Source organism: Psychroserpens sp., from assembly GCF_047633235.1.
In the GTDB taxonomy this organism is placed as follows: domain Bacteria; phylum Bacteroidota; class Bacteroidia; order Flavobacteriales; family Flavobacteriaceae; genus Psychroserpens.
Genome location: NZ_JBLIET010000001.1, coordinates 56,843 through 71,242, shown reverse-complemented (window position 1 = coordinate 71,242; position 14,400 = coordinate 56,843). Strand labels below are relative to the sequence as shown.

Sequence of the window (14,400 nt, the reverse complement as noted above, 5' to 3'; positions counted from 1 at the left end):
ATTTGTTAAGTAATCATTAACCCAAATTCAAAGATGAAAAAAATATTCGTAGTTGTAGTAATGTTAAGTGTAGCACTAACATTTGCTCAAGAAAAGCCAAAAGTAGATTTAAATAAAGATGGTGACTTAACCGTTGCAACTTATTATCACGATAATGGTGCTGTAGCACAACAAGGTGCTTTTAATAAAGTAGGAGAACTTCACGGTGTTTGGACGAGTTATGATCTCAATGGTAATAAAGTAACTGTTGGTAACTACGTAAACAATAAAAAAGTTGGTAAGTGGTTATTCTGGTCTGATAACAAACTAAAAGAAGTTGATTATATAGATTCTAAAATAGCTAGTGTCAGCGAATGGACAGATAAGGTTCAATTGGCAACAAGCAATTAAAAAAAGTTATATCAAAAAATCCCAACCTTACGGCTGGGATTTTTTTTTGACTAATTCAAAACTATGTTTAGAATTTATAAGAGTACCCTAAAGAAAATGTTGTTCCTGGATCTCTCAATGTGAAAATTTGGTTTTGAGCTCCAAATGATTCGAACTCACTTAGTCTAGAACTATCCAAAATATTTGTGATTTTTAAATTAATTGAAGAATTTTCATCCTCCCCAAAAGTCTTATTGAACGTAAAGTTTAAACTATTAAAGGGCTTGGTATAAACATCTGGAACTTCTCTAATACCAACTACTTCTAAAGTTTTTCCTTGTATATTGTAAAATAAGCCTGTTTGTAATCCTAAATCATCATTATTATAATCGAGACCAAAATTAACTAAGAAAGGAGCTTGACCTTGTAATTGTCTTTCTCTATCTATAGTTTCACCATCTCTTGCACTCGCTTGTCTTCCTTCAAACTCATCGTCAGACATGGTTAATTGAGATTGAATAATAGAAAAATTAAGATTAAATTTAAGGTCATTTAAACTTTCTGCAATAAACCCTAAACGATGGCGTAATTCAAACTCTGCTCCAATTACATTAGCATCTCCTAAATTACCTACTGTAAGCTGAGTTGGTGCGTTAATGAAGAATTGTTGCTCTATGGCATCTTTAAATCCTTTATAAAACCCACTGATTGCGAACATTTGACCATTGTCTCCAAAATATTCATACCTCAAATCAAAATTATTAATATATGTAGGTACTAAGTCAATGTTACCAATAAATAACCTGTTCGTAATAGGATCAAAAATTTGTGAAACAGAGGCCTCTTTAAATGACGGTCTTGCCGTAGTTCTTGAATAAGAAGCTCTTAAATTAGTGTCATCATTTACCGAGTATATAACATTAGCAGATGGGAAAAAATCAAATTCATCTAAAATTAAATCCCTATCAAAAAAGATAGTAGCATTATCTCTAGTTCCTGTATAATACGTTTTAAAAAACTCAGTTCTTAGCCCCAAAACAGTTTTAAGTTTTTCACTTACATTAAATTCTAGTGAAAAATAATTAGCTCCAATATGTTGCTCGCCTTCGTAAGCATCAATAGGGTTAAATGTATCAATATTGATTAGGTACGTTCCATTATCACTTGTTGGGTTCCATACATTTTCACTATCCAATAAATCATCAACATTACCATCGGCAATAAACGACTGGTCTCCTCTAATATTAAATGTATAATCGTCAATGCTAAAATCTCTAAATTTATAAGTATAAGCCCCTCCAAATTTAATTTTTGCTGGTCTATTAAATAGAGCAATAGTTTTATCAAAGTCTACTTTTCCTGCCCAAGACTCTTCTAGAAGATTACGCCACAATTGTATTGGTAACGTTGAAGCAGAAGGCGATAGAAAGGAGTTTCCTTCATCAGACTGTTGTAACGGTGTAATTCTATGGCCTTTGTCCATTACCTTAGAAAATGTTGGCGATAGCTTCCATTCAAAATTAAACGCTTTCTCATCACTAATGCTATTCAACCTGTGCTTACCTGTTAACAATAAATTTGTAATTGAACGTTCTGTATACGTAATGGAATTTTTCGTCAAAGGCTCTAAAGCACCACCAGTTCCATCTTGTGAAATAATTTGATCAAAAAATCCTGCAGTAGATTCTCCGTTTTGTACGTGTAACACATTTACCTTAAATTTAGACTTTTGAGTTTTATAAGCAATACCCGCCATACCATTTAAGATGATATTATTGATACCTTCAGAACCTCTAGAATCTAATGCTGCGAGTAATTCATTTTCTGAAGTATCCTGTGGATCTTTAATATAAGCACCATCAACACGGTTTTCAAAAAAAGTCGTTGTATTTTTATATGAAAACGAAGTTTGATAACCTATTTTATCATCTCCAATATCATATTGGTTACCTAGAGTAAATCCCATATCAAAATCCATACCACTCATTTCTTGCTTTGCAGCCAATTCTTTTTCAAACCTATTAGTAAGTGTGTTTAATAACAATCTATTTTCACTGGTAGAAGGAATTGGTTGATATCTATTAATTGGTAAATTTCTAGTACCATCATCATATCCAAAAATATCTGTATTACTCCCTTGAGATGTTAAATAACTCTCATTAAAGTGCATGTCTGGATTGTAACTACTACCTAATGAAAGAGAATATTCTGCTTTAGTAGGAAAATCTTTAGTGACAATATTAACGATACCTCCAGTAAAATCTGCTGGGTATTCTGCTGCTGCAGATTTCAGCACAATTACATTGTCTAAAATACTTGTAGGAAATAAATCCATTTGGATAGTATTTCTATCTGGATCTAACCCAGGAATATCAATACCGTTTAATATGGATTTAGTGTATCTATCACCTAAACCACGAACGTAAACGTATTTCCCTCCTTCTATGGATACACCAGGAACACTCTTAATAGCTGCAGCAACATTACCTGCACCACTACTCTTAATCGCTTGAGCAGATAAACCGTCTAATAAAGTTACTGACTTCTTTTGTAGATTTAAAACTGCACTTTCTGAATTTCGTTTTACGCTTGCTGTAAGAATGATTGTATCAAGAGAGTTTGTTTCTAGAGTCACGTCCAAATTAGTTACATTATCAGCAGTAATAACAACATCGCTAATCTCTTGTGTATTATACCCTACAAAAGAAAAAACTAATGTATACGTTCCAGGATCTAACTCTAGTTCATATTTACCATCAAAATCTGATGTAGTTCCTGTCGTTGTGCCTTTCACTAAAATATTCCCAAAGGCCAGTGGTTCTACAAACTCACCATCTATAAGATTACCAGTAACCTTTCCTGTCTGCGCAGAAGCAAATCCCAAACATAAGAAGGAAACTAGTAAAAGTGAGTATATTTTCTTTTTCATAATTTATTAATTAAATAAACCACTACTCATCTGTTTTTTAATGAGTAGTAGCTTTTTATATTAGAGTTTTCTTGACTTCAAATGCAACAGTGCGCTTAGCTTTCTAATTAAAATCCTAAACCACCTGCAGTATTAGAATAGGTCCAAGCTAACTCAGATGTTGTTGCTCCAACTGTATTTGCTGCTAATGTTATTGCAGCCGCTGTAGAACCAAAACCTGTAACAGTTACCGTTTCTGCTTTATTAACAAAAACACTTGTGACATCTGTAACACCTGTAGGTAAAACGATTTCCCACGTTCCAAAGATTAAATCACCATTACTATAATTAGTAGCCACACCATCATTATCTAATTCCACATCAGAAGACGGTTTAAATCCATAAGCATAGATGTTATTTGTAGTTCCTTGAGCATTACTTCTATAATCTGCATATTCACCATTTTCGGTATCAGCATTACCAATAATTGTAGCGTTTTGAATCGTAAACGCTCCTGAACCTGTACCTTCTGGACCATCCACTTCAAAAGCATGGTCAGATATATTCCCTAATACCACAACAACATTATCAACAATACCAGAGTATGCTTGATCAATATCTATAGCGTCATCTCCTTGTGACCAAACTAATATGTTAGAAGCATTTACAGTACCTCCAAAGAATTCTACACCATCATCAACGTTGGCGACAACCTCTATATGACTAATAACTGTACCATTTCCTACACCACCAAGCGTCAATCCATTGATTTCGTTCCCTTCTCCAATTAATGCACCGCCATGACGTATAGATAAATACTGCATTACACCAGAGTTGTCAGCAGCATCAGAACCACCATATAACCCAAATGAATCATCAGCTGGAATTCCTTCAATTTGAGCTTCCAAAATATCTCCAGAGAATGAGCAAGGCGCATTCCCTAACACAATTAATCCTCCCCATTGACCCCTATCATCTTGATCTAAATTTGTTCCAGCAGTCTGGCCACATGTGATATTATCAGTTATAGATGTAAAAATAATTGGTTGTGCTGCTGTACCAACAGCATTAATTTTTGAGCCTCTTGCAATAATTAATGCAGATGCTAAAGAACCTGTACCAGGAGAACCCTTAACAATTGTTCCTGCCTCAATTGTCAGTGTAGCGCCATTGTCTACAACCACCTTTTGATTTAATTGATATATATTATCGTTTGTCCATGTTGTATCTTCAAGAATAATTCCTGTCACAGCGACTACTGGACAATCTTCACCGGCTCCACCGCCACCATTATTATTAATAATAGTAATCTCCTCAATTATAATAGGAGTGTCGTCATCTTTAAAACAACCAGTGAATACAAAAGAAGAAACGATTAAAGCAGATAGTACAAATTTTTTCATGATATTTTTGTTTAAAATAATTTTTGTTTAGTTTTAATAACAGTGCAAAGAAAAGCGCATTATGTAAAGTCAAGGTTAATTGGGTATTAATCCTAAATCATAAAACTGTTAATTCAATGTTACCAGAAACTGATATTTTTATAATATCGAACCATTAAATTAACATTGAAAAACTATATCTTGCAGTAGCTAAACATTACATATGAATTGGGAACAGTTACTCTCCTTAAAGCGGTTTGGAGATACGCATAAACGCTTACGAAAAGAACAAGACGAAACACGTTTAGGTTTTGAAGTAGATTATGACCGTATTATTTTTTCTTCGGAATTTAGAAGCCTTCAAGACAAAACCCAGGTCGTACCATTATCAAAAACCGATTTTGTCCACACACGACTAACCCACAGTCTAGAGGTCAGTGTTGTAGGACGATCCTTAGGCAGAAAAGTCGGGCAGAAATTATTAGAAAAACATCCACATTTAAAAGATGCTCACGGCTATCAAATGAACGATTTTGGTGCTATTGTTGCTGCTGCTGCTCTAGCTCACGACATAGGAAACCCGCCTTTTGGACATTCTGGAGAAAAAGCTATCGGGGAGTTTTTCAAATCTGGCAATGGTCGACACTTCGAAGATCAACTCACTAAAAAACAATATCAAGACTTATGTGATTTTGAAGGTAATGCCAACGGGTTAAAAATTCTTACCGAAAGTCGTCAAGGACGCATAGGTGGTTTACGATTAAGTTATGCCACGCTAGGCGCATTTACTAAATACCCTAAAGAATCCCTTCCGAAGAAACCTACCACACATATAGCAGATAAAAAGTATGGCTTTTTTCAGAACGAAAAAGAAACATTTAAAGACATCGCTAACGAACTTGGATTAATTAAAAGAGGTAGGAATGATGATGTTAGTTATTGCAGACATCCTTTAGTATATCTCGTAGAAGCAGCAGATGATATTTGCTATACGATTATTGACTTTGAAGACGGGATTAACTTAGGTCTTATCCAAGAAGAATATGCCTTAGAATATCTCATAAATCTAGTAAGAGACTCCATACAAACAAAAACATACAACGCTTTACAAAATACGCAAGACAGATTAAGTTATTTAAGATCATTAGCTATTAACACATTAATTAACGAAGCTGTAACCATTTTCATGACAAATGAAGACGATATACTCAAAGGTAAATTTTCTAAATCACTTCTAGATTGCAGTAGCTATGAAGCTCAAATAAATGACATCATTAAATTGAGCATCTCTAACGTATACCAGTCTAGAGACGTTATTGACAAAGAAATTGTGGGCTATAAGGTTATTAATGAACTTTTAAATACCTTTACAAAGTCGGTTATAAATAATTTAAAAGGAGATGTGTCTAATTTTGACCAACTCATTTTGAAAGTTTTAGAGCCAAACGTAGACTTGCAAAAAGACACTATTTATGATAGTTTGCTTGCTGTTTGTTTTTATATTTCAAAAATGTCAGATAGTAATGCTATGCTATCTTACCAAAAATTGAAGGGGAATCATTTATAAAAAAAATTGAAAACATGAAAAGAAAATTATTTATTGTCACAACTCTCTTTGCCTTATCTTTAATTACTGTAGTGGTTGTAAAATCAAATTTAAAGGAAGATAAAACCATTGAAAACCTAAAAAATCAACACCTATCATATTTAGAAAAGAGTTCTTATAAAGAAACTCAAAAATTATCAAAAAAAGAAAGAAAAGCTCTAGGGTTACCACCAAATGCATATAATGAGCAAATATGGGAATTAACCATGGATCCATCTACTGGTAGACCAATGCCTGAGCTAGCGATAACCATTCAGGAAGAATTAAGAGAACAAAGAATAGCCCTAAGAGGAGTTGGAGGCGATAATACAAACCCATGGGTTGATAGAGGACCCAACAATCAAGGTAGTCGCACTAGAGGGATCATGTTTGACCCAAATGATATAAACAATGCTAATCCAGCAGATGATTACACCCGAGTTTTTGCAGGTGGTGTCTCTGGAGGATTGTGGGTAAATGATGATATTATAGATCCAGAATCTTCTTGGACTTTAATTCCTGGAATTCAAGATAATATCGCTGTAACCGTTATAGTTTCAGATCCAAACGATAGTAATAAAATGTATGTAGGTTCTGGAGAACCTTATATTGGAGCAGATGGGGCTGTTATTGGACGAGGTGTCTATAGATCTCTAGATGCAGGTGTTACGTGGGAAAATATAATTGGTGGGTTTACAGGTGTTAGTAACGGTGGACAAAACGTTGATGGCATATTCTATGTTAGTGATATTGTTGCTAGAAATAATGGTGGTATTACAGAATTGTATGCTGCATTTCCTAGTGGTCGATATGTTGAAGCTTCCGCTCCAAATAATTTTCTAGGCTCAAATAGTAGAGGCTTATATAAATCTGTTGACGATGGAGACACATGGACACGTTTTGATATTCAATTTACTAATGGTACTTACAAAAACCCTAATGATATAGAAATTGATGTCAATAATAATATTTGGCTTACAACAACGTCTAACGAGTTTGGTCAAGGCGGAGGCGATATCTGGAGATCAAATGATGGAATCACATTTAGTTTTGTACGTGGTTTTGGTGCTTCAAGGAGAACTGAATTAGAACCACACCCAACTAATCCAAATATATTTTGGTTGGTGTGCAATATCGGTGGACAAGCTGATATTTTTATGACTACAGATGCTTTTGCTACTGGTGGTAATATTTCAGTTGTAAATGAACCAAACGATGCTGACGCTGGGATTCCGGCAACAGATTATACAAGAAATCAAGCATTTTATAATTTACCTATTGAGGCAGACGAAAATGGCAATTTATATGTAGGAGGAATAGATTTATTTGTAACTAATAACTCTGGCACAACTTGGTCCCAAATTTCGAAATGGTCAAACAATAATAACTTAGGGAATTTACAAGTACCTCTGGTCCACGCAGATCAACACGCTATTGTATTTAGGCCTGGAACTAACGGGACTGAAGCTGTTCTTGGTAATGATGGTGGTATTTATTATTCTGCAGACTTAGCCAACTCTGTTGGTAATACAGACGGAATTGAAAGTAGAAATAAAGATTATAATACGATTCAGTTTTATTCTGGATCTATTGATGAGGCATCTACTAACACTAATTTAGCGGGAGGAACACAAGATAACGGGACTCAATTTGTAATTAATGCTGATCCCGGTGCAAATGGTTTTTTTGACCCTCTTGGTGGAGACGGAGGATTCACAGAGTTTAGTGCTGATGGTGATTATGTGATAACTACTTATCCTGGAAATACGTCTATATTTTTTAACTATCCTAGCTTTACAAATGGAGCAAATCTTTCCACCTTTGGAGGTGGTAGTTTTATCAATCAAGTGACATTGGATAAAAACTTAGATTTTTTATATACTGATGCCTCAAGTAACTCAAATGGTAATGGTAATGCCATAGAACGAATTTCAGAATTCTTACCCGGTGGACTGCCAACTGATAACACTTTAATTACATCAGGACAGTTTAATTCAACACCAAGCGCGTTAAAGGTGTCTCCTTTTACAACGACATCTTCTACATTATTTGTTGGATTAAGAAATGGTAGGCTGTTACGTGGGAATTTTGCAGATTTAGATAATCCTACTTTTACAAGAATAAATAGTATTGATTTTGTGGGTAGTATCTCTGATATTGAATTTGGCCAAAGTGAACAAGAAATTTTTGTCACCATGTATAACTATGGTGTTCAAAGTATCTGGTTTACTGATGATGCAGGAATAACATGGACAGGTATTGAAGGAAACCTACCCGACTTGCCAGTGCGTTGTATTCTACAAAACCCATTAATCCCCCAAGAACTTATTATTGGTACAGAACTAGGTGTATGGGCAACTCCTGATTATACTGCAGCAAACCCAGTATGGGTTCAAGCATTTAATGGCATGAGTGATGTTGTGGTTACTGATTTAGATGTAAAAGCATCAGACAATACAATTTTAGCGACTACATTTGGTCGAGGCTTTTTCACGAGTCAATTTACATCGCAACCATTAAGTGTGTTGGAAAGCAAATTTAATACTAACGTAGTAACACTCTTTCCTACAATCTCTAATGGACAAATCACACTTAAATCTGAACGTGACTTAGGAAATGCTGATATCACAGTATTTAACATCAATGGACAAAAGGTTTATGATACTAAATCATATATCACAACGTCTAACACCAATGTTAATCTTAATTTAAATGCTGGTATGTACTTTGTTCGTATCAGTGTAAATAATTATTCTGAAACTAAAAAAATCATAATCCAGTAAACAAAAAAGTGATAAAATAAAAAAGGAACCGTAAAGTTTTCTTTTTTATTTTATGTATTTCGTCGAATAAATTTGTATTTAAGCGATATTTATATATATTTGATTAACCCAAATCTTTAAAACCTACTATTATGAAAAAACAAATTCTAGGAGCTGCAGTTATATGTTTTGTAACACTGGCATTTTTATTGGTGCTAAATGATATTACAACGAATGGTAATCAAGAATCAAAACAAAATACCGTAGATGTATATGAAACCAACGAACAACAAGGTATTGCTACTGTAGACGAAGCGCAATAGAACTCAACAACATAATTAAGCTTTCAACATCAATCCCAATGGATTGATGTTGTTGTTTTACAGAGGCATGTTCTATAAATATATCTGGCACCCCTAATAGTTTAATAGGCTTTGAATACGCATTCAATGCCGCAAATTCCAGAACTGCACTTCCAAAACCGCCAGTAGTAACCCCATCTTCTATAGTTACGATTTCTTCATACGTTTTAAAGATATCATGTAACAAGTTTTCATCTAACGGTTTCACAAAACGCATATCATAATGTGATATCGCATCACTAAACTCACATTCACATATAGAGATGGCCTCTTTTACTTGAGTTGCAATAGCACCTATACTTAATACAGCTAACTTTTTTCCTTTTTTAAGCTGAATCCCCTTACCTATTTTAAGTTCTGAAAAAGGCTGTTTCCAATCCATAATAGTTCCACGACCTCTAGGATAACGAATAGCAATAGGCCACTTTAAACCTAATTGAGCTGTGTACATGATATTACGTAATTCAATTTCATTACGAGGTGCACAAATAATCAAATTTGGAATACATCTTAAATACGCTAAATCAAAAACACCATGATGAGTGGCACCATCCTCCCCAACCAAACCAGCACGATCTAGACAGAAAATCACAGGAAGATTTTGTATAGCCACGTCATGAATTACTTGATCATAAGCACGCTGCAAAAATGTAGAATAAATATTACAAAACACGGTTAACCCTTGGGTAGCCATACCAGCAGATAAAGTCACAGCATGTTGCTCTGCAATACCAACATCAAAAGCACGATCAGGAATTTGCTCCATCATATACTTCAAAGAACTCCCTGTAGGCATCGCAGGTGTTATCCCCACAATACTTGTATTCATTTTAGCAAGCTCTACAATGGTATGACCAAAAACATCTTGAAATTTTGGTGGTTGTTCTTCTGTCTTCTTCGGAAGAATATCACCTGTAAAAGCGTCAAATTTACCGGGTGCATGGTACTTAACCTGATCGTCCTCTGCTTGCCTTAAACCTTTTCCTTTAGTGGTAATTACATGAAGAAATTTAGGCCCTTTAACCGATTTCAATCGCTCTAATTCTGCAATTAATAACGGTAAATCATGACCGTCAACAGGTCCAGAGTAATTAAAGTTTAAAGCCTCAAAGATATTATCTTGCTTTTCTTTCCCTTTTTTAACATTAGTTAAATATTGTTTTAATGCGCCTACACTTGGATCAATACCAATCGCATTATCGTTTAATATTACTAATAAATTAGCAGTAGTAACTCCTGCATGATTAAGGCCTTCAAAAGCCATTCCACTAGCAATAGAAGCATCTCCAATAACTGCAATATGTTGTTTATCTTCTCCTTTTAACTGCGAAGCAATTGCCATTCCTAAAGCTGCCGAAATTGATGTAGATGAATGCCCAACACCAAACGTATCATATACACTCTCATCACGATTAGGGAATCCACTTATACCATGCTTCTGTCTATTCGTATGAAAATCATCTTTTCTACCAGTGAGTATTTTATGACCATAAGCTTGATGACCGACATCCCAAATAAGTTGATCTTTGGGTGTGTCAAAAACGTAATGTAATGCCAGCGTTAATTCCACAACACCAAGGCTTGCACCAAGATGCCCCTCTTTAGTGGCCACGATATCTATAATAAACTCTCGTAACTCTTTAGCGAGTTGAGGCAGTTCATTAGGATTTAATTGTCTTAAATCTTTAGGGAAATTGATATGTTCTAATAATCGCATTTGCACAATACAAAAATACGAGAATTAATTAGTCTTCGATATTAAAGATGCTTGGTAAATTATAGGTTATTTCAATTAATTCTTCCCGGATGCATTACTAATATATATCCTGGGAATAATCAAATAACATGATTTGTCCCTTTTGTAAACCATTTATGAGACGCTCTTACCCTATTATATTTCACATTTCCATTTTTGTCAATTGTAAATTGAGCATTTATTCTATGTCTTCCATAAAGAACAATTTACACTTTAATGATTTCACGATTTTATAATGCAAAATCAGTTTATATAAACTGATGGTATACTCAAAAACAGTCTTGCAAATTTAATTTGATCACATCCAATTGGCCTTGTCTTATATGTTCGTTAATACGGTGCTCCTTAGTATTATGAATGAAACTCTGGAATTAGTTTCTTTTATTTTGTAAGGTCAATACCTGTTTTAAAACACGAATTAGATTATCCATCCTTATCGCATGATATCATTTTAGACGGTTTTTTGTAGTAACAAAACTTAGGACAGAGATATAAAAATAGCATTGATTTAGATTAAAAAAAATATTATAACACTTTTAATTAAAAACAATTGGGTTGTCAATATACTAAATCATTCCTTATATTTGAGTAAAAAAAATGTGAGTCTAAGCTAATTCTTTGGACTTATTTTAACCGTCCCTAATCACTATGAGAAACACTAATTTACGCCTGGTATTACTATTAATGTTAATATCCACTTCCAATATATTTGGTCAAAATAATCTAAATACTTCAGAACATGGGACACTGATAAGTAATTATTTAGAAGATCAAAAGTCACTTTTTAAATTTCAAGATAAAGATGTAGAACAACTGGTTGTAACTAACAGTTATTATTCTGAAAGTACAGATTTAACACAAGTTTACATAAATCAGACTTTTGAAGGAATTAGAATTTTTAATGCTATTTCTAGCGTTGCTATCAAAAACGACAAAATTTTTTACTATGCTAATCGTTTTGTAACCAATATTTCTAATAAAGTTAATTCTACGACTTCTTCTTTCCCACCTGTTTCAGCGATTCAAAAAGTAGTATCACATTTAGAAATAGGGAGTCTACAAAATATACAGCAACTAGAGCGTGACGGAAATCGTTATGTGTTCTCTAATGGTGGTGTTTCTACACAAAACATATCGGTTGAGTTAGTTTATGTAAAACAAGAAGATAACTTAATATTAGCTTGGGATTTAATTATTTATGCCAAGGATGACGAGCACTGGTGGAGTGTTAGAGTCAATGCCCTGACTAATGAGATATTGGAAGTTAATGACTTGATATTAACATGTACGTTTGAAAAAAATCATCATAGTTCAGAGCATTCGAATCAATTAGATTTTTATAATTTAGTTAAAACTCCAGAATCCTTTTTGGTCGATGGCTCTAATTATAACGTTTTTGCACTTCCCTTAGAGAGCCCAAGTCATGGTTCAAGACAGATCGTTACAGAACCTGCAAGTGCAGAGGCATCGCCATTTGGGTGGCATGACGTCAATGGAATTGTTGGTGCTGAATATACAATTGCTAGAGGTAATAACGTTTGGGCCAAGGAAGATATAAGAGGCAACAACTCTGTAACTGGCTTTTCTCCAAACGGAACCGCAGCATTGAATTTTGATTTCCCCTTAGATTTCGATGAATCCCCATTAGACTATCAAGACGCGGCAATCACAAATTTATTTTATGTAAATAATATGATGCACGACATTTGGTATAATCATGGTTTTGATGAGAGTTCAGGAAATTTTCAAACAACCAATTATACCAATCTAGGATTTGGAGATGATTTTGTTTTTGCAGATGCTCAAGACGGAACTGGTTTCAACAATGCTAATTTTGGAACACCGCCAGATGGTTTTAATCCAAGAATGCAAATGTTTTTATGGTCGCCCGCAGGCGTTAACCCAAAAGATCGGGTTATTATAGAAAACGGAAGTTTAATAGGGCCAAACGAAGGCTTGGGAGCTTCGTTTGGTGCACAACTTAACCTCGAACCCGTTACCTCTAATTTGATATTAGCAACTGACTTTAGTACCGATATCTATGATGCATGTGATCCGCTGACTAATTCGACAGCACTTAATGGCAATATAGCAATATTAAGACGTGGGTCTTGTGAATTTGGAGTAAAAGTATTAGCTGCAGAAAATGCTGGTGCTATCGGCGCTATTGTTGTCAATAATGAGCCGGGTGCTGCTATTGTTATGGGCCCTGGAGCAGTCGGAGATAGCGTAACCATACCGTCAATAATGCTTACACAGGATATCGGTGAAGCACTTATTACAGCACTCATAAATGGAGAAAATATTACAGCCAGTTTACTTGGACCTGATTTAACAGATTTTATAGATGGTGATTTTGATAATGGAATTATAGCTCATGAGTATGGTCATGGTATTTCAAACAGATTAGCAGGTGGTCCTTCGGCTGCTGGTTGTCTACAGAATAATGAACAAATGGGAGAAGGTTGGTCTGATTGGTTTGGACTTATGGTAACCTTAAAAGCAACAGATCTTCCTGATGATGCAAGAGGTATAGGAACATTTGTGATAAGTCAATCTGTAACTGGCGGAGGAATACGTCCAGCGCGCTACAGTACCGATTTTTCTGAGAATGGATTTACATACGACGCATCCAATACCCTGGCCCAGCCGCATGGCATCGGCTTTGTTTGGGCAACTGTTCTATGGGATTTGACTTGGGCGTATATAGATAAATATGGTTTCGAAGCTGATATGTATAGTGGAAATGGTGGAAATAACAAGATTATGAAATTAGTTATTGATGGCCTTAAGTTGCAACCATGTGGTCCTGGATTCGTAGATGGTAGAAATGCTATATTAGCAGCTGATATGGCAACAACCGGCGGTGTTGATCAATGTTTAATTTGGGATGTATTCGCTGCTCGTGGATTAGGATTTGATGCTGATCAAGGTGATTCAAATTCTCGAACAGACCAAATAGAAGATTTTACATTGCCGCCTAGTAGTGATCCGTCATTAGTCAATTGTGCTAGTTTAAGTATTGATGAATTTTCTAAGGATCGCTTAGCTATTTACCCAAACCCTACACGAACAGAATTATCAATTTCAACACGACATAATTTGGGTAACGTTACCATTGTTATAATAGATATTAATGGTAGAGTAGTGTTAGAAATGCGAGAGGACTTATTCAATACAATCAGAGTAAATACAAGTCAATTACAATCTGGTTTGTATATTTTAAAAATTCAAGGTGAGAACTTTATTTATAACGAAAAAATTATTAAAAACTAA

The 14,400-nt window shown here is 34.6% G+C and carries 8 protein-coding genes; 5 read left to right on the top strand and 3 right to left on the bottom strand.

Going from position 1 to position 14,400, the window contains the following annotated elements; genetic code table 11:
• The first annotated feature begins 33 nt into the window (after positions 1 to 33).
• Positions 34 to 390 (top strand): toxin-antitoxin system YwqK family antitoxin, encoded by a 357-nt coding sequence (locus ACJAZK_RS00260; protein WP_415222030.1) that lies wholly within the window; start codon positions 34 to 36, stop codon positions 388 to 390.
• A 67-nt stretch (positions 391 to 457) separates the two neighbouring features.
• On the opposite strand, the gene ACJAZK_RS00255 is transcribed toward ACJAZK_RS00260, so the two are convergent.
• Positions 458 to 3,298 carry a TonB-dependent receptor domain-containing protein gene (locus ACJAZK_RS00255; RefSeq protein ID WP_415222029.1) on the bottom strand — a complete coding sequence of 947 codons (2,841 nt, stop codon included), beginning with the start codon at positions 3,296 to 3,298 and terminating at the stop codon, positions 458 to 460.
• A 107-nt stretch (positions 3,299 to 3,405) separates the two neighbouring features.
• A complete protein-coding gene (locus ACJAZK_RS00250) occupies positions 3,406 to 4,680 on the bottom strand; it encodes a hypothetical protein (RefSeq protein ID WP_415222028.1) in 1,275 nt (424 codons plus the stop codon).
• Positions 4,681 to 4,882: 202 nt separating this feature from the next.
• Between ACJAZK_RS00250 and ACJAZK_RS00245 the strand changes: the two genes are divergently transcribed.
• From ACJAZK_RS00245 to ACJAZK_RS00235, 3 genes are all read left to right on the top strand, one after another.
• Positions 4,883 to 6,226: a deoxyguanosinetriphosphate triphosphohydrolase gene (locus ACJAZK_RS00245; protein WP_415222027.1), complete on the top strand. Its 1,344-nt coding sequence runs from the start codon at positions 4,883 to 4,885 to the stop codon at positions 6,224 to 6,226.
• A gap of 14 nt (positions 6,227 to 6,240) precedes the next feature.
• Positions 6,241 to 9,027 (top strand): T9SS type A sorting domain-containing protein, encoded by a 2,787-nt coding sequence (locus ACJAZK_RS00240; protein WP_415222026.1) that lies wholly within the window; start codon positions 6,241 to 6,243, stop codon positions 9,025 to 9,027.
• A gap of 131 nt (positions 9,028 to 9,158) precedes the next feature.
• Positions 9,159 to 9,329 (top strand): hypothetical protein, encoded by a 171-nt coding sequence (locus tag ACJAZK_RS00235; protein WP_415222025.1) that lies wholly within the window; start codon positions 9,159 to 9,161, stop codon positions 9,327 to 9,329.
• Here ACJAZK_RS00235 and ACJAZK_RS00230 read toward each other — a convergent pair.
• Positions 9,307 to 11,085, bottom strand: a complete 1,779-nt coding sequence (locus ACJAZK_RS00230) for a 1-deoxy-D-xylulose-5-phosphate synthase (RefSeq protein WP_415222024.1) — start codon at positions 11,083 to 11,085, stop codon at positions 9,307 to 9,309. The genes ACJAZK_RS00235 and ACJAZK_RS00230 overlap by 23 nt on opposite strands.
• A gap of 687 nt (positions 11,086 to 11,772) precedes the next feature.
• Between ACJAZK_RS00230 and ACJAZK_RS00225 the strand changes: the two genes are divergently transcribed.
• Positions 11,773 to 14,400, top strand: a complete 2,628-nt coding sequence (locus ACJAZK_RS00225; protein WP_415222023.1) for a T9SS-dependent M36 family metallopeptidase — start codon at positions 11,773 to 11,775, stop codon at positions 14,398 to 14,400.